At 69.9% G+C, this 25945-nt stretch carries 22 protein-coding genes; 10 read left to right on the forward strand and 12 right to left on the reverse strand.

Features of this window, described 5'->3' with window-relative positions; all coding sequences use genetic code 11:
* Positions 1–210 precede the first annotated feature (210 nt).
* The 8 genes from ASD48_RS16695 to ASD48_RS16725 all read right to left on the reverse strand — a co-directional run bounded on the left by ASD48_RS16695 (position 211) and on the right by ASD48_RS16725 (position 8911).
* The gene (locus ASD48_RS16695; RefSeq protein ID WP_057602447.1) at positions 211–1272 is read right to left on the reverse strand and encodes a substrate-binding domain-containing protein; all 1062 of its coding nucleotides are present in this window, start codon (positions 1270–1272) and stop codon (positions 211–213) included.
* 17 nt (positions 1273–1289) lie between these two features.
* Positions 1290–2306, reverse strand: a complete 1017-nt coding sequence (locus ASD48_RS16700; RefSeq protein ID WP_057602448.1) for an ABC transporter permease — start codon at positions 2304–2306, stop codon at positions 1290–1292.
* Complete coding sequence (locus ASD48_RS16705; RefSeq protein WP_057602449.1) at positions 2303–3874, reverse strand: sugar ABC transporter ATP-binding protein; 1572 nt, start codon at positions 3872–3874, stop codon at positions 2303–2305. Before ASD48_RS16705 ends, ASD48_RS16700 begins: the two co-directional genes overlap by 4 nt.
* A gap of 176 nt (positions 3875–4050) precedes the next feature.
* Positions 4051–5232 carry an ROK family transcriptional regulator gene (locus ASD48_RS16710; RefSeq protein WP_020125646.1) on the reverse strand — a complete coding sequence of 394 codons (1182 nt, stop codon included), beginning with the start codon at positions 5230–5232 and terminating at the stop codon, positions 4051–4053.
* A 195-nt stretch (positions 5233–5427) separates the two neighbouring features.
* Positions 5428–6105, reverse strand: a complete 678-nt coding sequence (locus tag ASD48_RS16715; RefSeq protein WP_057602450.1) for a GntR family transcriptional regulator — start codon at positions 6103–6105, stop codon at positions 5428–5430.
* Between the two features lie 227 nt (positions 6106–6332).
* Positions 6333–7280: a beta-ketoacyl-ACP synthase III gene (locus ASD48_RS16720; protein WP_020125644.1), complete on the reverse strand. Its 948-nt coding sequence runs from the start codon at positions 7278–7280 to the stop codon at positions 6333–6335.
* A 190-nt stretch (positions 7281–7470) separates the two neighbouring features.
* Complete coding sequence (locus ASD48_RS44750; protein ID WP_199875832.1) at positions 7471–7608, reverse strand: hypothetical protein; 138 nt, start codon at positions 7606–7608, stop codon at positions 7471–7473.
* Positions 7574–8911: an OFA family MFS transporter gene (locus ASD48_RS16725; RefSeq protein ID WP_057602451.1), complete on the reverse strand. Its 1338-nt coding sequence runs from the start codon at positions 8909–8911 to the stop codon at positions 7574–7576. The genes ASD48_RS44750 and ASD48_RS16725 overlap by 35 nt, the downstream gene beginning before the upstream one ends.
* A gap of 305 nt (positions 8912–9216) precedes the next feature.
* Between ASD48_RS16725 and ASD48_RS16730 the strand changes: the two genes are divergently transcribed.
* Genes ASD48_RS16730 through fdhD form a run of 5 tightly spaced genes read left to right on the forward strand, consistent with a single transcriptional unit; the run spans position 9217 to position 15703 of the window.
* Entirely contained in the window at positions 9217–10188 is a 972-nt protein-coding gene (locus ASD48_RS16730) for a 2-dehydropantoate 2-reductase (RefSeq protein ID WP_057602452.1), read from the forward strand.
* Between the two features lie 16 nt (positions 10189–10204).
* Positions 10205–12130, forward strand: a complete 1926-nt coding sequence (locus ASD48_RS16735) for a molybdopterin-dependent oxidoreductase (RefSeq protein ID WP_057602453.1) — start codon at positions 10205–10207, stop codon at positions 12128–12130.
* Between the two features lie 4 nt (positions 12131–12134).
* On the forward strand, positions 12135–13958 hold the full coding sequence (locus ASD48_RS16740) for an NADH-ubiquinone oxidoreductase-F iron-sulfur binding region domain-containing protein (RefSeq protein WP_057602454.1): 1824 nt from the start codon (positions 12135–12137) through the stop codon (positions 13956–13958).
* Positions 13959–13986: 28 nt separating this feature from the next.
* A complete protein-coding gene (locus ASD48_RS16745) occupies positions 13987–14847 on the forward strand; it encodes a 2Fe-2S iron-sulfur cluster-binding protein (RefSeq protein ID WP_057602455.1) in 861 nt (286 codons plus the stop codon).
* 7 nt (positions 14848–14854) lie between these two features.
* On the forward strand, positions 14855–15703 hold the full coding sequence (gene fdhD, locus ASD48_RS16750) for a formate dehydrogenase accessory sulfurtransferase FdhD (protein ID WP_057602456.1): 849 nt from the start codon (positions 14855–14857) through the stop codon (positions 15701–15703).
* Positions 15704–15774: 71 nt separating this feature from the next.
* On the opposite strand, the gene ASD48_RS16755 is transcribed toward fdhD, so the two are convergent.
* Entirely contained in the window at positions 15775–16302 is a 528-nt protein-coding gene (locus ASD48_RS16755) for an isochorismatase family protein (protein ID WP_057602457.1), read from the reverse strand.
* A 19-nt stretch (positions 16303–16321) separates the two neighbouring features.
* The gene (locus tag ASD48_RS16760) at positions 16322–16759 is read right to left on the reverse strand and encodes a MarR family transcriptional regulator (RefSeq protein ID WP_057602458.1); all 438 of its coding nucleotides are present in this window, start codon (positions 16757–16759) and stop codon (positions 16322–16324) included.
* Positions 16760–16842: 83 nt separating this feature from the next.
* Between ASD48_RS16760 and ASD48_RS16765 the strand changes: the two genes are divergently transcribed.
* Positions 16843–17760: a zinc-binding dehydrogenase gene (locus tag ASD48_RS16765; protein WP_057602459.1), complete on the forward strand. Its 918-nt coding sequence runs from the start codon at positions 16843–16845 to the stop codon at positions 17758–17760.
* Positions 17761–17874: 114 nt separating this feature from the next.
* Here ASD48_RS16765 and ASD48_RS16770 read toward each other — a convergent pair whose 3' ends face one another.
* Positions 17875–18894 carry a bile acid:sodium symporter family protein gene (locus tag ASD48_RS16770; protein ID WP_079073803.1) on the reverse strand — a complete coding sequence of 340 codons (1020 nt, stop codon included), beginning with the start codon at positions 18892–18894 and terminating at the stop codon, positions 17875–17877.
* A 153-nt stretch (positions 18895–19047) separates the two neighbouring features.
* Here ASD48_RS16770 and ASD48_RS16775 point away from each other — a divergent pair, with 153 nt between their 5' ends.
* Positions 19048–19959 (forward strand): LysR substrate-binding domain-containing protein, encoded by a 912-nt coding sequence (locus ASD48_RS16775; protein WP_057602528.1) that lies wholly within the window; start codon positions 19048–19050, stop codon positions 19957–19959.
* Positions 19960–20108: 149 nt separating this feature from the next.
* Here ASD48_RS16775 and ASD48_RS16780 read toward each other — a convergent pair whose 3' ends face one another.
* Positions 20109–21158, reverse strand: a complete 1050-nt coding sequence (locus ASD48_RS16780) for an Lrp/AsnC family transcriptional regulator (RefSeq protein WP_057602461.1) — start codon at positions 21156–21158, stop codon at positions 20109–20111.
* A 120-nt stretch (positions 21159–21278) separates the two neighbouring features.
* Here ASD48_RS16780 and ASD48_RS16785 point away from each other — a divergent pair, with 120 nt between their 5' ends.
* From ASD48_RS16785 to ASD48_RS16795, 3 genes are all read left to right on the forward strand, one after another.
* Entirely contained in the window at positions 21279–22781 is a 1503-nt protein-coding gene (locus ASD48_RS16785; protein ID WP_057602462.1) for an MFS transporter, read from the forward strand.
* A gap of 287 nt (positions 22782–23068) precedes the next feature.
* The gene (locus ASD48_RS16790; protein WP_057602463.1) at positions 23069–24895 is read left to right on the forward strand and encodes an AMP-dependent synthetase/ligase; all 1827 of its coding nucleotides are present in this window, start codon (positions 23069–23071) and stop codon (positions 24893–24895) included.
* Positions 24896–25063: 168 nt separating this feature from the next.
* Entirely contained in the window at positions 25064–25900 is an 837-nt protein-coding gene (locus ASD48_RS16795; protein WP_057602464.1) for an aldo/keto reductase, read from the forward strand.
* Positions 25901–25945: the final 45 nt, after the last annotated feature.

Here is a 25945-nt window from a genome sequence, read left to right on the forward strand (position 1 = left end):
GTCGGTGGCTTCGGCTTCCGCACCACGCCTGCGGTTCAGGCCGCTCGGCAGCGCCCCCGGCGCATGGCCCCCTCGACCGACCTCTCGTCGCCCGTATGCCGTATGCCGTATGCCGCACTTCGTATGCCGCACTTCGTATCCCGCAGCCGACAGCCCGTGCACCGCTGCCGCACCGGGTGGCGGGCGACCGTCCCCCGGACAGAGCACGCCCTACTTGAAGCCGGTGGACATGTACTGGTCCACGTTGGTCTTGTCGACGACCGCCGAGTAGAGGGTGATCGAGGCGGGGATCTCGTACTCGGCGAGACCTCCGACCCCCTTGCCCTGGCCGAGCGCGCGTGCGAGGTCGATGGCGGAGGCGGCCATGGTCGGCGGGTAGAGGACGGTTGCCTTCAGGACACCGTTGTCCTGCTTGATGGCCTGGAAGGCCGCGAGAGCACCCGCTCCGCCGACCATCAGGAAGTCGTCACGTCCGGCCTGCTCGATGGCGCGCAGCGCGCCCACACCCTGGTCGTCGTCGTGGTTCCACAGCGCGTCGAACTTCGGCTGCGCCTGCAGTAGTTGGGCCATCTTGGCCTGCCCCGACTCGACCGTGAACTCGGCGGCCTGGCGGGCGACCTTCTTGATGTTGGGGTAGTTCTTCAGCGCGTCGTCGAAACCCTGGGTGCGCTGTTTGGTGAGTTCCAGGTTGTCCAGGCCCGCCAGCTCGATCACACGGGCGTCGGACTTTCCCTTGAGTTTCTCCCCGATGTAGTGCCCGGCGTTGAGACCCATCCCGTAGTTGTCGCCGCCGACCCAACACCGGTACGCCTGGGGCGTGTTGAAGATCCGGTCCAGGTTGACGACGGGGATGCCCGCACGCATCGCCTTCAGGCCGACCTGGGTGAGGGCCTTGCCGTCGGCGGGCAGCACGACCAGCACGTCGACCTTCTTGTTGATGAGGGTCTCGATCTGGCCGATCTGCTGGGCGGTGTCGTTCGAGCCCTCGGTGATCTCCAGCGTCACGTCGGAGTACTTCTTCGCGCGGCTCTCCGCGTTGTCGTTGATGGCATTGAGCCAGCCGTGGTCTGCCTGCGGTCCGGCGAAGCCGATGGTCACCTGCTTGCCGGGCTTGTCGTCGGCGGCCGGCTGGTCGTTCGCGGCCGGTTCCTCGTCCTTGGGATCGTTGCTGGTGCAACCCACGAGGAGGGTTCCGGCCGAGACTGCGGCGGCCCCGAAGAGCATTCCTCTGCGGCTGGTGAAGCGGTTCGTGAACGGTGTCGGCTCTGGCATGACGGTGAACCCTTTCCTCAGGTCGTGCTCGCGGTACGGCGCTGGACCAGCACGGCGGCGACGATGATCGCGCCCTTGGCGATCTGCTGGACGTCGCTCTGCAGGTTGTTCAGGGCGAAGATGTTGGTGATCGTGGTGAAGATCAGTACGCCGAGCACGGAGCCGGTGATGGTGCCGCGCCCTCCGGTGAGCAGCGTGCCGCCGATGATCGCGGCCGCGATGGCGTCGAGTTCGTAGAGGTTGCCGTTGGTGTTCTGTCCCGAGCCGGACAGGATGATCAGCAGGAAGGCCGCGATGCCGCAGCACAGGCCGGACAGCAGGTAGAGGTACAGCCGCTGGCGGCGTACGTCGATGCCGGCGAGACGGGCGGCCTCCGCGTTTCCGCCGACGGCCACCGTGCGGCGACCGAACGTGGTGCGGTTCAGCACCAGCCAGCCGATGACCGTCACGATCGCGAAGACGATCACGAGAGGCGGGACACCGAGCACATAGGCGTCGCGTTCGCCGAGGTCGAGGACCCCCTCCACGGTCACGATCTGTGTCCGGCCGTCCGTGAGCTGGAGTGCCAGTCCGCGGGCGGAGGCCAGCATGGCGAGCGTCGCGATGAACGGCACCATCCCGCCGTACGCGATGAGCAGACCGTTGACCAGGCCGCAGCCCAGTCCGACGATCACCGCCGTGAAGAGGATGCCCGCGAAACCGTATTCCTGTGTGGCGACCGTGGTCGCCCACACCGAGGCCAGCGCGACGATCGCGCCGACCGAGAGATCGATGCCCCCGGAGGTGATGACGAAGGTCATCCCGACGGTGACGACCCCGATCACGGACCCCTGGGTGAGGACGAGTTGCAGGTTGCGGGTGTCGAGGAACTCGTCGGGCTTGGTGATGCCGCCGATCACGACGAGCGCGGCGAGCACGCCGAGCAGGGAGAGGGTGCGGACATCGGCGCGGGCCACTGCCGTGCGCCAGGCGGGGAGCGGGATCTGCGACACCTTCTCGGTGCTGTCCCGCGGTGGGGAGACGGGCTGCGTCATGACGCCGGGCTTCCTTCCATGACGAGATCGAGTACGCGGTGTTCGTCCAGCTCACTGGCGGGCGCCGTGTGGACCACGCGGCCCTCGCGGAGCACCAGCACGCGATCGGCGAGGCCGAGCACCTCGGGCACCTCACTGGAGACCAGCAGCACGGCGAGGCCTTCGTCGGCCAGTCGACGGACGACCGCATACAGTTCGGCCCGGGCGCCGACGTCGACGCCGCGTGTCGGCTCGTCCAGGAGCAGGACCCGGCAGCCCCGCAGCAGCCAGCGGGCCAGGACCGCCTTCTGCTGGTTTCCGCCGGACAGCGTGCGCACGGGGACGGACGGGTTGTCGGGGCGCAGCGACAGTTCACGCGTCGCGGCCCGCGCCGCCCCCCGTTCGGCACGCCGGTCGATCCAACCCCCGCGCGAGAAGCGGGACATGGACGAGACGGAGACATTGCGGGTGACGGACTCCAGCATCAGCAGGGCCTGTGCCTTGCGTTCCTCCGGGGCCAGTCCGAGCCCGGCCCGTACGGCCGCCCGCACGCTCCCTGGGCGCAACGGCGTTCCGTCGACGAGGACTTGACCGGCGCTCGGCTTCCGCGCTCCGTAGATCGTCTCCAGGATCTCCGACCGCCCTGAGCCGACCAGTCCGGCGAGCCCGACGATCTCCCCGGGCCGCACGGTCAGGTCGAGGGAGGCGAACTCACCGTCCCGGGCCAGCCCTCGCACCTCCAGCACGGGCGTTCCGTCGGCCGGCCCGGCACCGGCTCCGGCCACTCCCCCGGCTCCGTCCGTCATGGCGACCCCATCACCCGACGGCCGTTCGGGGAAGACGTACTCGACGTTGCGCCCCGTCATCAACGCGACGACCTCGCGGGTCGGCGTCGTCTTCGCCGGGAGCCCGCCCGCCACCGCGCGGCCGTCCTTCAGTACGGTCACGCGGTCGCCGATGCGACGGATCTCCTCGAGCCGGTGCGAGATGTAGACGACCGCCACTCCGTCGGCGGTGAGGTCGCCGACGATACGGAACAGGTTGTCGACCTCGTCGGGGTCGAGCGCGGCGGACGGTTCGTCCATCACGATCAGCCGCACATCGTGGGAGAGCGCCCGTGCCATGGAGACGATCTGCTGTTGCGCCGCCGACAACTCCCCCACCGACCGGGCGGGATCGATCTCGCCATGCCCGAGTCGCCTCAGCAGGGCGCTCGTCGAGGCCCGCGCCGCCTTGCCCCGTACGACGAATCCGGCGGTCGTGGGTTCATGTCCCAGGTGGACGTTCTCGGCCACCGACAGGTGCTCCACCAGGTCGAGTTCCTGGTAGATGGTGGCGATGCCGAGGCGCATGGCGGCGATCGGTGAGCGCAGGGTGACGGGGTCGCCCTGCCAGCGGATGACGCCGTCGTCGGGCTGATGGGCGCCGGCCAGAACCTTGATGAGGGTGGACTTGCCGGCGCCGTTCTGGCCGAGCAGGCAGTGCACCTCACCTGCCTGGACGGCGAGATCGACGCCGTCCAACGCCCGTACTCCGGGGAAGGACTTGGTGATGCCGGACATGCTGAGCAGGGGTGGTTCTGTTGCCATGTGGGTTCCCCTCGGCGGACGTGCGGGCCGGAGTCAGGGCAGAACAAGCCGTTGTTCTCAGGGCAGAGCAGGGCAGCGCTTGGCAGTGCGGGGCGGGGCGGGGTGGCGCGGGGCAAGGTGGAGCGGGGCAGGGCGGGGCGACACGCTGTGCTGGTGAGGCCGTCCCGGGTAGCGGCCTACGCGGGTGAGAAGAGGTGGTCGCTGATCAGCCGGGCCGCGCCGATGACACCGGCGGTGGGGCCCAACTCCCCCAGAACGATGGGGAGGTTGCCGGTCGCCAGGGGCAGCGACTGGCGGTACACCTGGGTACGGATCGCGGCGAGCAGGGTGTGGCCGAGGCCGGTCACCCCGCCGCCGATCACCACCAGGCCGGGGTTGAAGAACGAGACGAGTCCGGCGATGACCTGGCCGACACGGTTGCCGCCCTCGCGGATCATCTCCAGAGAGGTGGCGTCCCCCGCGGCCGCAGCAGCGGCGACATCGACGGCGGTGAGGCCGCCGTTCGCCGCCAGCCGTGCCGCGAGTTCCGCCGAGAGGCCCTGCTGGGCCGCCTCCAGCGCGTCCCGGGCCAGGGCCGCTCCGCTGAAGTAGGCCTCCAGGCACCCCCGGTTGCCGCAGGCGCAGGGCCGGCCGTCGGGCACGGCCTGGATGTGCCCGATGTCGCCGGCGCTGCCGGTCGTACCGCGGTAGACATGACCGCCGACGACGATGCCGCAGCCGATCCCGGTGCCGATCTTGACGCAGAGGAAGTCGGCGACGGTGCGGGCGACGCCCGCGTGCTGCTCCCCCATCGCCATGAGATTCACGTCGTTGTCGACCATCACCGGGCAGCCCAGCTCCTGGCTGAGCGCCTCCCGCACGGGGAAGCCGTCCCAGCCGGGCATGATCGGCGGTGCCACCGGCACGCCTTCGGGGAAACGGACCGGCCCGGGTACGCCGATGCCGGCGCCGTCGAAGCCCTCGGCGAGTCCCGTCGCCCTCAACTTCGCGGCCATGGACAGGACTTGCTCGAAGACCGCGACCGGTCCCTCACGTACGTCGAGGGGCTGGTTGAGGTGTCCGAGGGTCTCCAGTTCGGCGTTGGTGACGGCGACGTCGACCGAGGTCGCGCCGATGTCGACGCCGAGGAAGCGCAGCCCGGGGTTGAGCCGGACGTTGTGGGAGCGGCGGCCGCCGCGCGAGGCGGCGAGTCCGTCGGCCACCACCAGCCCCGTCTCCAGGAGCCGGTCCACCTCCACGGCCAGCTTGGAACGCGACAGGTCGACCTGATCACCCAGTTGGGCACGGGAGTTGGGGCCGCCGTCCCGCAACAGCTTGAGCAGACGGGCCTGATGGGCGTTCGCGGGCCGTGCCGTCATACGTCTCACGAGCCCCTCCCCGCCTCAGTTCGGCCACCAGTGTCGGGCTTTCGGAGGGAACGTAGCAGCGCCTGCCGAACCTGGGAAGAAGCTGTGCACGGATTGCCGTCAACTTTCTCCACTCGCAGGACAAAGAGTGGAACCGGCGCACCCGAAACCGGTCGAAACCCGGCGAGGTATCCGTCCCGAGCGGGTTCAGGACTTGGGGCGGTCGTGATACGAACGCCGGGTGTGCTCGGTGTGTTCACGCATCAGCCGGGTGGCCGACTGCTCGTCGTGGGCGGCGATCGCCGCGATCAGGTCGCGGTGCTCGATCCAGGACTGATGGCCGCGCTGCCGGGCGATCGGCGTGTAGTACCAGCGCACCCGGCGGTCCACCTGGGCCGCCAGTTCGGCGAGCACCGCATTGCCCGCGAGGTCGATGATCTTCGCGTGGAAGCGGGCGTTCAGGGCGACCGCGGTGTCCACGTCGTCGCTGGCCACGGCCAGCATGCCCTGCGCCAGGATCTCGTCCAGGGCCTCGATGCCGGCCTTGTCCGCGCGCGCCGCGGCGAGCCGTGCGGCCTCCGCCTCCAACAACGTCCGCACGGTGAGGAGTTGATCCGCCTCGTCCTCCGTCGGCTCATGCACGAAGGCACCCTGGGCGGGCCTGAGGTCCACCCAGCCCTCGGTGTTCAGCCGCTGAAGCGCCTCACGCACCGGCTGCCGCGAGACGCCGAGGTGCGTGGCGAGTTCGCTCTCGACGAGATGCTGGCCGGGCTGCAGGGCGCGGGTGGTGATGAGTTCGAGCAGTGCCTCGTAGACGCGGTCGCGCAGCGGGCCGGGGCGTTCGAGTTTGGGCACCGCACCCTGCGGCAGTCCTGTCGACAACATCGGTCGGTCCCCCTCCTGGGCAACACCGGGCAACTGCAACCGGAAAGCCACATATCGATTGATGCACTCGGCTGTCAGTAGCCGATCGACTGTCTACAGCCGAGTATCGATTGTCTTTCGTCTACAGTCTACGGCGCACAGTAGCCAGAGCCGGGCACAGTCGATCGCGTCACAGTACGCCGGGCCCCACCCGCGGGAATCCACCCGCGACCGCGCCCCACCACCGCTCACGGGCAGCGCACGACCTGTCCCGCGTACGACAGGTTGCCGCCGAAGCCGAACAGCAGTACCGGGTCCCCCGTGGAGACGGCGCCCTGCTCGACGAGCTTGGAGAAGGCGAGCGGGATGCTGGCGGCCGACGTGTTACCCGATTCGGTGACGTCACGCGCGACCACCGCGTTGACGGCGCCGATCTTCTGCGCGAGGGGTTCGATGATGCGCAGGTTCGCCTGGTGCAGGACGACGGCGGCGAGGTCCGCGGGGGTGAGGCCGGCCCGCTCGCAGGCCTGTCGCGCCAGCGGCGGCAGCTGGGTGGTGGCCCAGCGGTAGACGCTCTGTCCCTCCTGTGCGAACCGTGCCGGCTGCCCCTCGATACGCACGGCGTGCCCCATCTCGGGCAGCGAGCCCCACAGCACCGGAGAGATGCCGGGCTCCACGCCGTCGGGACAGGCCTCGATCACGGCGGCGCCCGCTCCGTCGCCGACGAGCACGCAGGTCGTGCGGTCGCTCCAGTCGGTCACCTCGGACATCTTGTCGGCGCCGATGACCAGGGCACGGGTCGCGGCGCCCGCCCGGACCGTGTGGTCGGCGGTGGCCAGCGCATGGGTGAAACCGGCGCAGACGACGTTGATGTCCATCGCGGCCGGCTGCGGGATGCCGAGGCGGGCGGCGACCCGGGCTGCCATGTTCGGCGAGCGGTCGACGGCCGTGGAGGTCGCGACCAGCACCAGGTCGATGTCACTCGGCGCGAGGCCGGCCGCCGCGAGCGCCTTGGCGGCGGCGTGCGCCGCCAGCTCGTCCACGGGCTCGTCGGGGCCGGCGATGTGGCGCGTGCGGATGCCCACCCGGCTCCTGATCCACTCGTCACTGGTGTCGACCAGGCCCGCCAGATCCTCGTTGGTGAGCACCTTGGCGGGCTGGTAGTGGCCGACGGCGGCGATGCGCGAGCCGTTCATTGGGGGGTCCCCTCGTTGCCTTGGGTAGCGGGATCCACCAGTCTGATCAGTGACTCACGGGTACGAGGGCGCGTGAAGCGACAGGAAACCGGTTCCCGGGTTGTCGGCTTCCCCATAGCCCCGGACGCCCAGCCACCGCCGAACGCGTCCCCCGCCGATCACCCGCCCCCCGAGGAACACGGCTACCCGGTTACTTGGTGAACAGCTGCGTGGCCTTCTGTACCAGCTCGTAGAGCCCGTAGGCCAGCGGTGTGCCCACCCACAGCCAGGCGAAGGCGATCAGTGGGCGCCTGTCAGGCTGCGGACTCGGGCTGCTGTCGTTCGACATCGGCGGCCTCCCTCTGGGCGGGGACGTGATGATGGCGGGCGTGGACCGGCCGGACGAGTTCGTTGGCGACGAAGCCGACGGCCAGCAGCCCGATCATGATGAACAGGGACAGGGTGTAGAGCGACGAGCCGTGCTTTCCGGCGTCCTCCTGCCGGTCGGCGATCCAGTTGACGATCAGCGGACCGAGCACGCCCGCGGTGGACCAGGCGGTGAGCAGCCGCCCGTGGATCGCGCCGACCTGGTAGGCCCCGAACAGGTCCTTGAGGTAGGCGGGGATCGTCGCGAAGCCGCCGCCGTAGAAGGAGAGGATCACCAGGGCGCACAGCACGAACAGGGGTTTCGAGGAGTCGCCGATCAACGCGATGAGGGCGTACATCAGGGCGCCGACGCCCAGATAGACCCGGTAGATGTTCTTGCGTCCGATCAGGTCGGAGGTCGACGACCAACCGATCCGGCCCGCCATGTTCGCCGCGGACAGCAGGGCGACGAAGCCGGCGGCCGCGGACACCGAGACCGGGGTGGAGGTGTCGGCGAAGAAGTCCGTGATCATCGGGGCGGCCTTCTCCAGGATGCCGATACCCGCGGTCACGTTCATGCAGAGCACGACCCACAGGCACCAGAACTGCGGAGTGCGCACCGCCCTGCTCGCCGAGACCTGCACGCCCTCGACGGCGCTGGGCCCGCCCGCGACCGGGTGCGCGCCACGCGGTACCCGCACCAGCAGGACACCCAGCGTCATGAATACCGCATACGAAAGCCCGTGCACGAGAAACGCGAGGGCGATGCCGGAGCTGTCGGATCCGAACGACTCCAGCATCTGCGCCGACCAGGGCGAGGCGATGAGTGCGCCGCCGCCGAAGCCCATGATGGCGATACCGGTGGCCATACCCGGCCGGTCCGGGAACCACTTGATCAATGTGGAGACGGGAGAGATGTAACCGATACCGAGGCCGATTCCACCGACGAAGCCGTAGCCGAGGACGATCAGCCAGTACTGCTCGGTGGCGGCTCCGAGCGCGGAGATCAGGAAGCCGGACGAGAAGCAGACCAGGGCGACGGTCATCGCCCAGCGCGGTCCGTTGCGCTCGACCAGCGTGCCGCCGAAGGCGGCGGACAGGCCGAGCATGACGATGGCGAGCTGGAACGGGAGCGCGCTCTGGGTGCCGCTGAGGCCGAGCGACGATTCCAGCGGAGGCTTGAACACGGACCACGCGTAGGCCTGGCCGATGGAGAGATGGACCGAGAGGGCGGCCGGGGGGACGAGCCAGCGGCTCCAGCCGGCCGGTGCGACAGGGGGACTCATGAGTCCTGAACGGTAGGAACCGGCGCGACGTTGAAAAGGCGGCGCGTCGACGGTATGCGGTGAACGGTATCCGGGCTGCGACGAACGGTCGGGCCGACAGGTTTCCGTAGCCGGGTTTCCGAAACCGCTTACGAGGTTGTTCCCGCGCTTCGCTTCGCGCCTTGCCACGCCACCACGGACTTCCCGCGATCCGCCGCGGACGCCGCGCGGACCCTTGCCGCCCTATCCTCCATACTGTAGACAATATTTCGTCGACAGGATTCGACAGTTCCTCGGTACCCTCGACCGAACGGAGCTCCCTCGCAATGAAAGTCGCAGTCCTCGGCGCCGGTGCGATCGGCGCCTATGTCGGTGCAGCGCTCCACCGCGCCGGCGCCGACGTGCATCTCGTCGCCCGTGGACCGCATCTCGCGGCCATGAGGCGGGACGGGGTGCGGGTGCTCAGTCCGCGCGGCGACTTCACCGCCCGCGCCCACGCCACCGACGACCCGGGCGAGATCGGCCCGGTCGACTTCGTCTTCCTGGGCCTCAAGGCCAACTCGTACGCGGCGTGCGGGCCGCTGATCGAGCCCCTGCTGCACGACTCCACCGCGGTGGTCGCCGCCCAGAACGGCATCCCCTGGTGGTACTTCCACCGCCACGACGGCCCTTACGACGGGCTGCGCGTCGAGAGCGTGGACCCGGACGGCGCGGTCAGCGCGGTACTCGCGCCCGAACGGGCCGTCGGTTGCGTGGTGTACGCGGCCACCGAGCTCGAAGGGCCGGGCGTCGTACGCCATCTGGAAGGCACGCGGTTCTCCGTCGGCGAGCCCGACCGCAGCGTCTCGACCCGCTGCCTGGCCTTCAGTGAGGCCATGCAGGCCGGTGGGCTGAAGTGCCCGGTGGAACCGGCACTGCGCAACGACATCTGGCTCAAGCTGCTGGGCAACATCTCCTTCAATCCCATCAGCGCGCTGGCCCGCGCCACCATGCGGCAGATGTGCCTGCACGGCGGTACCCGCCAGGTCATCGAGACGATGATGCGCGAGACCCTCGCGGTCGCCGAGGCCCTGGGCTGCGAGGTGGGCGTCTCCATCGAGCGCCGGCTCGCGGGCGCGGAGAAAGTCGGCGACCACCGCACCTCCACGCTCCAGGACCTGGAGCGTGGCAAGCCGCTCGAACTCGACGTACTCCTTGCGGCCGTCGTCGAGTTGGCGGAGATCACCGGCGTGCAAGTGCCCACCCTGCGCACCGTGCACGCCATCTCGGACCTGCTCGCGCTCAGGAGCGCCGCATGATCGCTGGGGAGCACGCATGAGGAAACGCGACCGGACCCCGAAGACCTACACCCGGCTCACCCGACCGCTCATCAGGGACTCCCGCAACGAACCTTTTCGCGAGGCGAGTTGGGAAGAGGCGCTGGGACGCACCGCGCGGGGCCTGCAGCGCCACCGTGGCGCGTTCGGAATGTTCTCCTGCGCCCGCGCGACCAACGAGATGAACTACGTGGCGCAGAAGTTCGCCCGGGTCGTGATGGGCACCAACAACGTCGACTCGTGCAACCGGACCTGCCACGCGCCGAGCGTCGCCGGCCTGTCGGCCGCCTTCGGCTCCGGTGGCGGGACGTCGTCGTACGAGGAGATCGAGCACACCGACGTCATCGTGATGTGGGGGTCCAACGCGCGTTTCGCGCATCCGATCTTCTTCCAGCATGTGCTGAAGGGGGTCAGGAACGGCGCCCGGATGTACGCGGTCGACCCGCGCCGGACGTCGACCGCCGAGTGGGCGGACGGCTGGCTCGGCCTCAACGTCGGCACCGACATCCCGATGGCGCACGCGATCGGCCGCGAGATCATCCACGCGGGTCTCGCCAACCAGGCGTTCGTCGAGCGCGCGACCAGCGACTTCGAGGCGTACAAGGCGCTCGTGGAGCCCTGGACACCGTCCCTGGCGGAGAAAGTGACGGGCGTACCGGCGGCTGCCATAAGGGAGTTGGCGCACGCCTACGCCCGCGCCGAGCGCGCCCAGCTGTGCTGGACTCTCGGCATCACCGAGCACCACAACGGCACGGACAACGTGCGCGCGCTCATCAATCTCTCGCTGCTGACCGGGCACGTGGGCCGCTACGGTTCCGGTCTGCAGCCGCTGCGGGGGCAGAACAACGTCCAGGGCGGTGGCGACATGGGCGCGATCCCCAACCGCCTCCCCGGATTCCAGGACATCCTCGACCCCGATGCCCGGCTGAGGTTCGAGTCGGCCTGGGGCACCGTCATCCAGCCGCACTACGGACTGAACCTCACGGAGATGTTCGAGGCGATGGAGGAAGGCTCCCTGAAGGCCGTCTACTGCATCGGCGAGAACCCCGCCCAGTCGGAGGCGGACAGCGAGCAGGCCGTACGCCGGATGCGGTCCCTGGACTTCCTCGTCGTGCAGGACATCTTCCTCACCAAGACCGCCGAACTGGCGGACGTGGTGCTGCCCGCCACGGCCGGCTGGGCGGAGACCGACGGCACAACGACCAACAGCGAGAGACGAGTTCAGCGGGTGCGGCGAGCCGTGACGCCGCCCGGCGAGGCGCGCGAGGACATCGACATCCTCTGCGACCTGGCGACACGGCTCGGTCACGAGTGGAAGTACACCGGCGCCGAGGCCGTCTGGAACGAGCTCAGGTCGGTGTCCCCGGACCACTACGGGATGACGTACGACCGGCTGGAGCAGCATCAGGGCCTCCAGTGGCCGTGCCCGAGCATCGACCGGATCGAACCCGCCCATCTGCACGGGAGGTTGTGGGCTAAGGAGCCCGAACGGCGAGGCAGGCGGGCGCCCTTCGGAATCGTCCAGCACGATCCGCCGGTCGACCTCACGGACGAGGAGTACCCGATCCGGCTGACGACCGGACGGCGGCTCGACTCCTACAACACCGGTGTCCAGAGCGGGAGTTTCGCCTCCCCGCTGCGCCGCGGCGAGTACGTCGAGCTGTGCCCGGAGGACGCGGAGCACTACGGGATCGTCGTCGGCGAGGAGGTCCGGGTGAGCTCACGGCGCGGTTCCGTGGTCGCGCCGGTGTGGATCGACACCGCCCTGCGGCCCGGCCTCGCCTTCATGACCATGCACTTTCCCGACGAGGTGGACACCAACCAGCTCACCATCGAGGCGAATTGCCCGATCGCGGGGACGGCGGAGTTCAAGGCGTCGGCGATCCGGATCGAAAAGCTCCCGGCCCCGACCTACGTGAGGTGATGTCGTGGACCTGCACTTCGGTGACAGCAAACCGACGGACGACGAACGGGCAGCCGTGGACGCCGTGTTCGGACCACCGGAGTCCTCGTGGGAGGGCGCCGACCGTCGCGAAGCGGACCTGCGGTGGGCGCGAGGCGGACGCGAGGCCCGGGACCGCCGCGACCTGCTGCTGCCGGGGCTGCACGCGATCAACGACCGAATCGGCTGGATCAGCGAAGGCGCCCTCGACTATCTGTGCCGCCGCCTGACCGTGCCGCCGGCGGAGGCGTACGGCGTCGCCACCTTCTATGCCATGTTCTCGGTCAAGCCGCGACAGGCCACCGTGCTCCACGTATGCACGGACCTCGCCTGCGCCGCCGCGGACGCCTCCGCCCTGTGTACCGGGATCGAGTCACGCCTGGACAGGAGCAGTGGGGTGTGCGTCGAGCGCAGCCCCTGCCTCGGCCTGTGCGAGCGCGCCCCGGCCGTACTCGCCGTCAAGGCCGGCGATCCGGTGCGTACGGCGGTCTCGGCTCCGGCGAGCGTCGAGGCGGCCGTACTCGCCGCGAACGCCCCCGACTCGGTGCCCGAGGAGGAGCCGGCGGCGGACGCGGTGCCCCAGGCGGGGGACCCGGCGCTGCTCCTGCTGAACCGGGTCGGCGTGGTCGATCCGTCGTCGCTCGACGACTATCGGGCGCACGGCGGCTACGCGGCCCTGCGCCGCGCCTTCGCGCTCGGCCCTTCCGGGGTCATCCGCGAGGTCACCGACTCCGGTCTGCTCGGCCGCGGCGGCGCCGCCTTCCCCACCGGCCGCAAGTGGCAGGCCACGGCGTCCGGGCCCGACCATCCGCACTACCTGGTGTGCAACGCGGACGAGTCCGAGCCGGGCACCTTCAAGGACCGCGTACTGATGGAGGGCGACCCGTACGCGCTGGTGGAGGCGATGACCGTCGCGGCGTACGCGGTCGGCGCGCACCAGGGGTACCTGTACCTCCGCGGCGAATATCCGCGCGCCCTGCACCGTATGCAATATGCGGTCGACTGTGCACGCGCTCGCGGTCTCCTCGGCGACGACATCCTCGGCCAGGGATACGCCTTCGACATCGAGATCCGGCGGGGCGCCGGGGCCTACATCTGCGGCGAGGAGACAGCCCTGTTCAACTCCATCGAGGGGTACCGGGGCGAGCCGCGCTCGAAACCGCCGTTCCCCGTGGAGAAGGGTCTGTTCGGCAGGCCGACGGTCGAGAACAACGTGGAGACGCTGGTCAACGTCCTGCCGATCCTCACCATGGGCGCCGCGGCCTACGCGGCGATCGGCACGCCCAGGTCCACCGGCCCCAAGCTGTTCTGCGTGTCGGGCAGCGTCGACCACCCCGGCGTGTACGAACTGCCCTTCGGAGCGACGCTGGGTGACCTGCTCGCCCTCGCCGGGGTGCGCGAGAACCTGCGCGCCGTGCTCCTCGGCGGCGCTGCCGGCGGCTTCGTGCGGCCCGACGAACTGGACATCCCGCTGACTTTCGAGGGGACCCGGGAGGCGGGCACGACGCTCGGTTCCGGGGTCGTGATGGCCTTCGACGACACCGTCCCGCTGCCCCGACTGCTCTTGCGCATCGCCGAGTTCTTCCGGGACGAGTCGTGCGGGCAGTGCGTGCCCTGCCGGGTCGGGACCGTACGGCAGGAGGAGGCGTTGCACCGGATCGTGGATCGGACCGGCTCCGACGCCGCCACCGACATCACCTTGCTGCGCGAGGTCGGCCGCGCCATGCGGGACGCCTCGATCTGCGGCCTGGGCCAGACCGCGTGGAACGCCGTGGAATCCGCCATCGACCGTCTGGGGGCGTACGAATGACCGCGACCGTCCGCACAGGAGCCGCCTTGTGACCGCGATACCGCTGGGGGTGCCGCGTCGGCTGGTGGAGTTCACGATCGACGGGCAGGAGGCGAGGGTCCCCGAGGGGGCGACGATCCTCGACGCCTGCCGGGCCGCCGGGAAGGACGTCCCGACCCTGTGCCAGGGCGACACGCTCACCCCGAAGAACGCCTGCAGGGTCTGCGTCGTGGAGGTCGAGGGCTCACGGACCCTGGTGCCGGCGTGCTCCCGCAGGGCGGAGTCCGGCATGGACGTCCGTACCGACACCGAGCGCGCCCGGCACAGCCGCAGGATCGTTCTCGAGCTGCTCGCCTCCTCGGTCGACCTGTCCACGACACCAATGGTTGCGGAATGGATCAAGGAGTACGACGCGAAGCCGGATCGATTCGGCCCCGACGCGGCCCGGCTGAACGAGGAACCGAAGATCGACAACGAACTGTATGTACGCGATTACGACAAGTGCATCCTCTGCTACAAGTGCGTGGACGCCTGCGGTGACCAGTGGCAGAACACCTTCGCGATCTCTGTTGCGGGACGCGGTTTCGACGCCCGGATCGCCGTCGAGCACGACGCCCCGCTGACCGACTCGGCGTGTGTGTACTGCGGGAACTGCATCGAGGTGTGCCCGACGGGAGCGCTGTCCTTCAAGTCCGAGTACGACCGGCGAGCGGCCGGGAACTGGGACGAGTCGGCACAGACACGGACAACGACCGTATGCGCCTACTGCGGAGTGGGCTGCAACCTCACGCTCCACGTGCAGGACAATGAGATCGTGAAGGTCACCTCACCGCACGACAACCCCGTGACCCACGGGAATCTCTGCATCAAGGGCCGCTTCGGCTACCAGCACGTACAGAACCGGGGCTGATCACGACATGGGACGAGTCACCGAACGACGCAAGGTGATCCGCATCAGGGACGGGGCGGTCTCCGCCCGGCCGGACACCCTGGTCGCCGAGGAGCCACTGGAGATCCGGCTCAACGGCAAGCCGCTGGCCATCACCATGCGCACGCCCGGTGACGACTTCGCGCTGGCGGCCGGCTTCCTGGTCAGCGAAGGCGTCCTGGCCACAGCATCCGATCTACTGAATATCGTCTACTGTGCGGGCGCGACGGTCGACGGATCCAACACCTACAACGTGGTGGACGTCCGGACGGCCCCCGACGTGACGATGCCCGACATCACCCTCGAGCGGAACGTCTACACCACCTCCTCCTGCGGCCTGTGCGGCAAGGCGAGCCTGGACGCGGTCCGCACGACGGCCCGCTGGCCCATCGCCGACACTCCCCCGCTCCGGATCGCGCCCGAACTGCTGGCGGGCCTCCCCGACCGGCTTCGCGCGGCCCAGCGGGTCTTCGACCGTACCGGGGGGCTGCACGCGGCGGCCCTGTTCTCCGAGGACGGCGAGCTGCTGGACGTCCGCGAGGACGTGGGGCGGCACAACGCGGTCGACAAACTGGTCGGCCGCGCCCTCCAGAGCGGGGACCTGCCTCTGTCGCGGACGATCCTGCTGGTGTCGGGCCGGGCCTCGTTCGAGCTGGCGCAGAAGGCCGTGATGGCCGGCATCCCGATGCTCGCGGCGGTCTCGGCACCCTCCTCCCTGGCCGTGGATCTGGCCGCGGAGACCGGGCTGACACTGGTGGGATTCCTGCGGGGCAGTTCCATGAACGTGTACGCGGGTGAGGACCGCATCACCCTGCGGACCGCGGCCGCCCAGGGCTGACCCGGTTCCCCGCGGCACGGCGGCGGGGCCCCGGCCGGCGGGGAGCGCCCCCTGCGCCGCGGGGCCCCGCCTCAGCCGCTCGTGAATCGCACGTCGCTCACGCGCGCCACGGTCCCCAGCCGAGGGAAGTCGAGCTTTACCGAGGCCTCGTGCTCGGCGCCGGTGAGAGCGGACATCGCGTCCTCCACGAAGACCAGGTCGTAACCGAGGTCGGCGGCGGCACGGGCGGTGGACTCGACGCCGAGGTTGGTGGCGATGCCGCCGAACACGAGGGTGGTCACGCCGTGTTCGCGGAGTCGATCGTCCAGGCCGGTTCCCCGGAATGCGCCGATGGTCCGCTTGACGATCTCCAAGTCGCCCTCCTGAAACAGCCCTTGGACCAACCCGCTGCCGGGAGGCTGCTCGGTGACGCCGGGACGCTCGACGCGGACGAGGACGACGAGCGCGCCGGCCGAGCGGAACACCGCCGCCAGTTCTTCGGCGGCGGTCAGTACTTCGGTTCCCTTGTGGGGCTCCAGGGGCAACGCGACGATGCGGTCCATCAGGTCGACGAGGACGAGGGCGCTGCGCGCGGGGACGAGTGGAAGAGCTGCGGTCATGACGGAACGTTATCCGCCGTCAGCCCTCCGTACCGGAAATCCGGATCAACATGCCCATGAAGTGGTCGCGTTCGGCGGCGGAGAGCGGGGCGAGCAGCGCGTCGTTCGCCTCCCGGGCGGCCTTCTCGCAGCGCCGGAGCAGCCGTCGCCCCTCTTCGGTGAGTGACACCGCGTTCTTCCGGCGGTCGTTCGGATCCGGTTCACGGACGGCGAGCCCCGCGCGCTGCAGGTCGTTGAGGATGCCGACGAGGTCCTTGGGGTCGAGTCCGACACTGCGACCGATCTCGGCCTGGGCGGCAGGGGCGAGGTCACGAAGGGCGGACAGCACCACGTGGTGCCACATCTTGAGGCCCTCGACGGCGAGGGCCTCGGCCACCAGGGTGCGGCCCCGGGCGGCGGCCCTGCCCAGGAGCCAGCTGGGCAGCGAGCGAATGGCGGAGAGAGGCGCTTCGGACATGGTCACACCCTATCGACTATTCATTGGACTCCCCAATGAACTTCCAGATATCGTTGGAAATCCCAACGAGTTCTGGAGGTGTGATGCGCCGCGTCCGATATGGCTCCACCGGCGGCCCCCTGTTCCTGGAGGAGGTGCCTGCCCCCGAACCGGGCCCCGACGAGCTTCTCGTGCGCTGCGAGGCGATAGGCGTCACGCTGCCCGTCGTCCGTAAGGTCACGGAGGCCCCGGAACCGATTCCGCTCGGGGGCGAGATCGCCGGGGAGGTCATGGCCGTCGGGAACGCGGCCAGCCGGTTCCGAGTGGGTGATCGCGTGACCGGCCTGTGTTTCGGCCACGGCTACGCCGACTTCGCCCTCCTCCACGAGGTCATGGCCTCCCCCGTGCCGGACGGCGCCGGCGCGGTCGACGCGGTGGCCCTGGTACGCAGCGGCCTGGTCGCGCTGGGCGCGCTCACCGCCGCCCGGCCCGAACCCGGCGAGGCAGCCCTCGTCACGGCCGCGGCGAGCGGGGTCGGCCACCTCGCCGTACAGCTCGCGCGGACACGCGGCGCGACCCGCGTCGTGGGCGCCGTGTCCGACCCCGCGAAGTCCGACTTCGTCAGGGCGCTGGGCGCCGACGACGTCATCACCTACGACCAGGACGAGTGGGGCGTCCGCGTCGACTACGCGCTCGACGCGGTCGGCGGCGAGCTGCTCGCGCCCTCCATCGCGGCCCTCGTGCCCGGCGGACGACTCGTGGCGTACAGCTCCGGGGGCGGGACGGTCCGGGTATACGACCTGCTGGTCGGCGCCAAGTCCGTGATCGGCTTCCAGATGGCCCACATCGCGCGGGGGAAACCGGAGTTGTACGAGCGGTGGCGCCGAGAGCTGTGGCACCTGTTCGCGCAGGGGGAGCTGAAGCCCGTCGTCCACAAGAGGTTCGCTCTGGAGGACGCGGCCGAGGCGCACGCGACGATCGAGTCACGCGTCAATTCGGGCAAGGTCGTCCTGGTGCCGTGAGTCGGGGTCGAGGCAAGCAAGGATGCGATCGACCGCACATTGCATACTGTCGCCCCGCGACCACCCACGGACCGCCGCCGACTGTCTACAGACGACCGGCGACCGGCGAGGATCTCACTTCGCGGCCGCCGGTGCCCACTCGTCGGCAGTTTCCCGGGACTCCTCCAGCGGATCCGCCGCCCTGCGTTTCGCGATGACCGCGCACACCATCAACTGCATCTGGTGGAAGAGCATCAGCGGCAGCACGGCCAGGGACGCATGCGCGCCGAACAGGACGCTGGCCATGGGCAGCCCGGAGGCGAGGGACTTCTTGGAGCCCGCGAACTGGATGGCGATGCGATCCTCGCGGTTGAACCGCAGCGCCTTGCTGCCGTACCAGGTCAGGACGAGCATCACGGCGAGCAGAACGGCCTCGACGACGAGCAGCCCACCCAGCCGTACGGCGCTGACCTGGTGCCAGATGCCCTGGACCATGCCCTCACTGAACGCCGTGTAGACGACCAGCAGGATCGAGCCCCGGTCGACGAGCCCGAGCACCTTCTTGTGGCGCGTGACGAACCCGCCGATCCAACGGCGCAGCAGCTGTCCCGCGACGAACGGCACCAGCAACTGCAGCACGATCTCGACCAGCGAGTCCGCGGAGAATCCACCACCGCTGCTGCCGAGCAGGGCCGCCGCGAGCAGCGGGGTGACGACGATGCCGACCAGCGAGGAGAAGGAGCCCGCACAGATCGCGGCGGGCACGTTACCCCGGGCGATGGAGGTGAAGGCGATCGACGACTGGATGGTCGACGGCACGAGGGTGAGGAACAGCAGCCCCTGGTAGAGCGGGTTGGTGAGGAAGACCGGCACGAGGCCGCGCGCGGCCAGGCCGAGCAGCGGAAAGATCAGGAAGGTGCAGGCCAGGACGGTCACGTGGAGCCGCCAGTGCTTCAGCCCATCCAGCGCCTCACGGGTGGAGAGGCGGGCGCCGTAGAGGAAGAAGAGGAAGGCGATCGCGGCCGTGGAAGCGCCCGAGGCCACCTCCGCGGCGGCGCCGCGCGCAGGGAGCAGCGCCGCGAAGCCGACGGTGCCGAGCAACAGCAGGATGTAGGGGTCGACCGGCATCCGACTCGGCCAGTGCAGGCGTTTCACGGTGCTCCACGTGCGGTTCGATGGGCGTGCGTCCGGGCTCGGAGAGCCCCTCCCCATCGTCCTCCTGCGCATCGTGATCGGGAATCCGGTATACCGCTCTCACTGTCATCACGTTCTGCGATAACAAAGCCCGGACGGGCTACTGTGGCGCTCGTGTACGAGCCCTCCCATCTGCGCACTTTCCTCGCCGTCGCCCAGACCCTGAGCTTCACGCAGGCCGCGCGGCGGCTCGGACTGCGTCAGTCCACGGTCAGCCAGCACGTACGACGCCTCGAGGACGCGACCGGGCGGGCGCTGTTCACCCGGGACACGCACTCCGTGGAGCTGACGGAGGACGGCGAGGCGATGCTCGGCTTCGCGCGCCGGATCCTGGACGTCCACGAACAGGCCTCGGCGTTCTTCACCGGCACCCGGCTGCGCGGCCGGCTGCGCTTCGGGGCCTCCGAGGACTTCGTACTGACCCGGCTGCCGGAGATCCTGGAGGGCTTCCGCTACGACCATCCCGAGGTCGACCTCGAACTGACGGTGGAACTGTCGGGCACCCTGCACGAGCAACTCGCCGCCGGGAAACTGGACCTGGTGCTGGCCAAGAGACGCCCCGAGGACCCTCGGGGGGAGTTGGTCTGGCACGACGGTCTGGTGTGGATCGGCGCGGAGAGGCTGCGTCTGGACGCCGACCGCCCCGTCCCGCTCATCGTGTTCCCGCCTCCCGGCATCACCCGCGCCCTGGCCCTGGAGGCGCTGGAGCGGCAGGGGCGGGCCTGGCGGATCGTCTGCACGAGCGGCAGTCTCAACGGCCTCATCGCGGCGGCCCGGGCCGGACTCGGCGTGATGGCCCACTCGCGAGGCCTGATCCCGCCGGGCCTGGTGCGGATCCCGGAGCGGGCTGGGCTGCCGGAGCTGGGGCGGGTCGACTTCGTGCTGGTGCACGGACGCAGACGCACCTCGGCCCAGGGCGCCGCGGACGCGCTGGCGGCGGCGATCCTGGCCGGTGGCGACCGACTGCACCGACGAACGGCAGGGTCCGGTCGGCGGCTCGACCTGCCGGGAGGCGGCGCCGGCTGAACGGCCGGCAGGCAGCAGACCGCAGGCCGTATCCGGAACGCGATATGCCGCACATTGCATACCGAATCCCACATACCGCCTACGGCAGACCACCGCCCGCCGTGCGGCCACGGTCCACTGCCTACCGCCTACCGCCTACCGCCTACCGCCTACCGCCCAGCATGCTGATACGTCAGCTGCTTCACGCGTCGCATGAACGGCGTCGCCTCCACGTGCTGGACGCCTTCCAGGCGTCCGAGAGGCCCGCTGAGATAGGCGTAGAGGCCCGCCGTGCCCCGGACCACCGCCGTGACGACGATGTGGGAGGGTCCGGCGGTGGCCGAGGCGAAGGCGATCTCGTCATGGGTGGCCAGGGCCTGCCCGACCGCGTGCATCGCGGAGGGCGCCGTGGTGATCCAGAGGACTGCGGCAAGGGGGTAGCCGAGGAGCTCGGAGTGGTACTCGACGTCGATGTAGACCGCACCCGAGGCGAGCAGGGCGGCCAGGCGGCGTTTGACGGCGGACTCGGAGCGACCGGTGGCCCGCTGGAGTTCCGGATAGGTGGCCCGGCCGTCGCGTTCCAGAACGGCTAGCAGGGGCTCGTCCTCGGGCTCGATCCGCGCCGGCCCTGTCAATCCTGTCAGCCCCGCCGGCCCCGTCTGCCCTGTCAGCCCTGCCAGCCCCGCTGACGCGTTCGCGTCGTGGCGCGGCGTGAGAGCGGTGATCTGCTCCTTGTCCAGCGCACCGAACTTCCGCAACCAGCCGGTCGGCCCGCCGTAGAAGCGGTGGAGGAGTTGCTGCGCGCGGATCTCCACGACACTCGGGGTGCGCGGGAGCTTGCCGAGGAGCAGGTCGTCGTGGTCGCCGGGATGACGGGGCCGGGTCATGCAGACGATCTCGGTGCCGCCGGAGCCCAGCCCTATCCAGTAGGTGTCGGGGCGTTTGGCGAGCGCGTCGGCGATGACCGTGGCGCTGTCGGGCACGCAGCGCAGCCGCAGCATCCACTGGTCCTGGCCGAGGCGTTCCGCGTCCCGGACGGCGACGACCCTCAGGCCGGCCTCGGCGCTGAGCCGGCGGAAGCGTCGCGCGACCGTCTGGTCGGAGACGCCCAGGACCCCGCCGAGTCTGCTGAAGGAGGCCCGCCCGTCGATCTCCAGCGCGGAGAGCAACTGGACATCCAGTCTGTCCAGCCTGCCCTGGGCGTGGAATTCCATCTCCATGGCACTCTCTCCCGTCGGATTCCGTCGATATCGCACCGGACACCACGGCGATCGGCCGCGTCTCGTCCATCGTACGGAGCGCTTCGTATCCGTCGCAGAAGAAATGTCGAGGAGTGGGACATGCGTACATGGGGGCCACTGACAGCGGTGTGCCTGGGCACATTCATGTTGTTGCTGGACGTGACGATCGTGATCGTGGCACTGCCGGACATGGCGCGCGCGTTGCACGCCTCGCTGAGCGATCTGCAGTGGGTCGTCGACGGGTATGCGCTGGCGCTGGCCGCGCTGCTGCTGGGGGCCGGGGCCACCGCCGACATCCTGGGGCGCCGCCGGGTGCACGTGGTGGGGGTGGTGGTGTTCGCGACGGCGTCGCTGCTGTGCGGGGTGGCGAGCGGACCGGACACACTCGTCGCCGCTCGGGCCCTCCAGGGGGTGGGGGCGGCCGCGATGCTGGCCACGACGTTGCCGCTGCTCGGCTCGGTCTACCAGGGCCGGCAGCGGTCGGCCGCGCTCGGGGTGTGGGGCGCGGTGAGCGGCGCGGCCGCAGCGATCGGGCCGGTACTGGGCGGGCTGCTGACCGAGGGGCCGGGCTGGCGATGGATCTTCTATGTGAACCTCCCGGTGAGCGTGGTCGCGGTGTGGCTGACGCTGAAGGCGGTGCCGGAGTCCAGGGGGCCGCGCGGGATGCGGGTCGACTGGGCGGGCACGGCGACCTTCGCGGTCTTCGCCGGCGGGACGGCGTACGCCGTCGTACGGGCCGGTGAGGACGGCTGGACGGCGTCGGCGACGCTCACCTCGTTCGGGCTCGCCGCGCTCGCGCTGGTGTGCTTCGTGCTGGCGGAGCGGCGGGCCGCCCATCCGCTGCTCGACCTGTCGCTGCTGCGCCGGCCCGCGTTCGTGGGCGTGATGGTGGGCGCGCTCGCCTTCAACGGCGTGGCGTTCGGTGTGACGCCGTACCTGTCCATCTGGATGCAGACGCTGCTGGGGATGAGCCCGGTACGCGGTGGACTCACGCTGCTGCCGATGACGGTGGCGGCCATGGTCACGGCGGTCGTGGTGGGTAAGCGGTTCCACGGCGTTTCTGCCCGGCTGACCATCGGTGGTGGCCTCCTGCTGATCGGCGCGGGCTGTTTCTGCCAGGCCGTGCTCGGCGCCGGTTCGGACTGGACGGCGCTGGTTCCCGGGTTCGTCCTGGTGGGCGTAGGAACCGGTTTCGTCGCGCCCACCGTCGCCGGAGCCGCGCTGGCCGCGGTGGAACCGGCACGGGCCGGGATGGCGGGCGGGGCCGTGAACACGGTGCGGCAGCTCGGGTACGCGCTCGGGGTCGCGGTGTTCGGCACCGTGGTGACCTCCCGGATGGCCGACACCCTCCCGCACGACGCTTCCCACGCGCTGGCGGGCGGTGGCGCCGGCGCGCTGCGGGGCACGTTCTCCGAGCACACGCTGCGGTCCGCGTTCGCCTCCGGGCTCGACGCGGCGCTGGTGACGGCGGGCTGCGCGGGCCTGGTCGCCGCGGCACTCGTCCTCGTCCTGGTCAGGACACCGCGCGCGGCCGTGGCCGGCGCGGCGGACACGACGGATGCACACGCGGCGTCGAAGGAAGGGGCGGCCCCCAGGCCTTGACGCCGCCACCGCCCGTGGTCACGACCGCGCGGGCTGAGTGGCGCGTGCCGCGCCGACCCCGGGAAGGGGCGGGCAGAGTAAGCGGTACGGGCAGATTCGGTGGAGATTACGGTGCCGAAACTTACTCTTCCGTCAGTTTTCTGTCCGACCCTTCCCCATGTGAGCCCATTTTCCGGCACTGACCAGCGCAGACGAGAGCATCACTCGTTTTCTTCCCCCCTCCCCTCGCGCCCTCGGGTGGGGTAGCTTTCACGGCGCTGTGCGGCCATGAGAAGCGGGGTGCGGGTTTGCGCGAGTTCACCAACCCTCCGTTGGCGTTGGCACCGCCGGTGGGCGGTCTGGCCGACGTCGTGTTCCGGCATGCCCAGGACGACCCGCACCACGTCGCTCTCGGCCGCAAGGACGAGGGGGGCGAGTGGCGGGACGTGACCGCCGGTGAGTTCCGCGACGAGGTCCTCGCCCTGGCCAAGGGTCTCCTCGCGCAGGGCATCCGCTTCGGTGACCGCGTCGCGATCATGTCCCGCACCCGCTACGAGTGGACGCTCTTCGACTTCGCCCTGTGGACGATCGGCGCCCAGGTGGTACCGGTCTACTCGACCTCGTCCGCCGAGCAGTGTTTCTGGATGCTCTACGACGCCGAGTGCACGGCCGCGATCGTCGAGCACGAGGACCACGCGATGACGATCGCCACCGTCATCGACCGCCTCCCCCGGCTGCGGCAGCTGTGGCAGCTGGACTCGGGCTGCGTGCAGGAGCTGTACGACGCCGGCGCCGCCATCGAGGACGAGGTGGTGCACCGGCACCGGGAAGCGGTTACCCCCGACTCGACCGCGACGATCATCTACACCTCGGGGACGACCGGCCGACCCAAGGGCTGCGTGATCTCGCACGGCAACTTCATGTTCGAGGCGGACACCGTCATCGAACGGTGGGAGCCGGTGTTCCACTCGAAGAAGGGCGACGAGGCGGCGACCCTGCTGTTTCTGCCGCTCGCGCACGTCTTCGGGCGGATGGTGCAGATCGCGGCGATCCGCGGCAAGGTCCGTTTCGGCCACCAGCCCCAGCTGCACGCGGCCGCCCTGCTCCCCGATCTGGCGGCTTTCAGACCCTCGTTCTTCCTCGCCGTGCCGTACATCTTCGAGAAGGTGTTCAACGCGGCCCGCCGCAAGGCGGAGCGGGAAGGCAAGGCGGGACCGTTCGCGAAGGCCGTCGACGTGGCCGTGAACTATGCCGAGGCGGTCGAGGCGAAGGCCTGGGGCATCGGCCCCGGCCCCTCGGCGGGTCTGCGGATGCAGCACCAGCTGTTCGACAAGCTCGTCTACTCGAAGGTGCGCGCCGCGATGGGCGGCCGGGTGCGGCACGCCATGTCCGGCGGCTCGGCCATGGACCGCAAACTCGGCCTGTTCTTCGCCGGCGCGGGCGTGCAGATCTACGAGGGCTACGGCCTGACCGAGACGACGGCGGCCGCGACCGCGAACCCGCCCGGACGCACCAGATACGGCACGGTCGGCCAGGCGATCCCCGGCATGACCGTGCACATCGCGGACGACGGCGAGATCTGGCTGCGCGGCGGAAACGTGTTCCAGGGCTATCTCAACAATCCCAAGGCCACCGACGAGACCCTCCACGACGGCTGGCTGGCCACCGGGGACCTGGGATCACTCGACGAAGACGGTTACCTCACCATTACCGGCCGCAAGAAGGAGATCCTGGTGACCTCCGGCGGCAAGAGCGTCTCGCCGGGGCTGCTGGAGGAGCGGGTGCGTGACCATCCGCTGGTCAACCAGTGCATCGTCGTCGGCAACGACCGGCCGTTCGTGGCCGCTCTGGTCACCCTCGACCAGGAGGCCGTCGAACACTGGCTCCAGATGCGCAACAAACCCCAGCTGACCGCGGTCGAGCTGGTGAGCGACCCGGACCTGGAGGCGGAGGTACGCCGATCCGTCGTGGCGGCCAACACGCTGGTCTCGAAGGCCGAGTCGATCCGCACCTTCCGCATCCTCGCCCAGCCCTTCACGGAGGAGCACGGACTGCTGACCCCGTCGCTGAAGCTGAAGCGCAAGGCGATCGAAAACGCTTACGCGAACGAGGTCGACGCGCTGTATCGCTCGTAAGGTTTCCGACGGCGGCGTGAAACACGTTTCCGACCGGCTCCCGCAACGGCAGGGCGGGCTCCCGCAACAGGCTCCCGAGGCGAATTCGGGGGTCAGGAATGCATCACTCGCCGTGATCGTTGACGATGGGAGTACCACTTTGACGGACAACCGAAGGATCAAGAGCTCGTGAGCAGCAAGGTCCCCCCGATCATCCTCAACAACGGCGTGGAGATGCCCCAGCTGGGCTTCGGGGTCTGGCAGGTGCCGGACGACGAGGCGGAGCAGGCGGTCTCCACCGCGCTGGAGGCCGGGTACCGCAGCATCGACACAGCGGCGATCTACGGCAACGAGGAGGGCACCGGCAAGGCCATCACCTCCTCCGGCGTGCCCCGCGACGACATCTTCGTCACCACCAAGCTCTGGAACAGCGACCAGGGGTACGACTCGACGCTCCGCGCGTTCGACACCTCACTGGAGAAGCTCGGCCTGGACTACCTGGACCTGTACCTCATCCACTGGCCGCTGCCCTCCCGCGACGGTTACGTGGACACGTACAAGGCGTTCGAGAAGCTCCTCGCCGACGGCCGGGTGCGTGCCATCGGCGTGTCCAACTTCCTGCCGGCGCATCTGGAGCGGCTGATCGGCGAGACGTCGGTCATCCCGGCCGTCAACCAGATCGAGCTGCACCCGCACCTCCAGCAGCACGCCTCGCGCGAGTTCCACGCCGAGCAGGGCATCGCCACCGAGGCCTGGTCCCCGCTCGGCCAGGGCAAGGGCCTCCTCGAGGTCCCGGCGATCGTGGCCATCGCGCAGAAGCACAACCGCACCCCGGCGCAGGTCGTGCTGCGCTGGCACCTCCAGCTCGGCAACGTCGTGATCCCGAAGTCCGTGACGCCGTCGCGGATCAAGGAGAACATCGAGGTGTTCGACTTCAGCCTGGACACCGAGGACCTGGCGGCGATCAGCGCCCTCAACGAGGACCGGCGCATCGGTCCTGACCCGGCGACGTTCGACGTCGGCTGAGGTTCCCCGCACGCGTCGAGGGCGCCCCCCGGTCCGGGGGGCGCC

The sequence above is a fragment of the Streptomyces sp. Root1310 genome (assembly GCF_001426425.1).
In the GTDB taxonomy this organism is placed as follows: domain Bacteria; phylum Actinomycetota; class Actinomycetes; order Streptomycetales; family Streptomycetaceae; genus Streptomyces.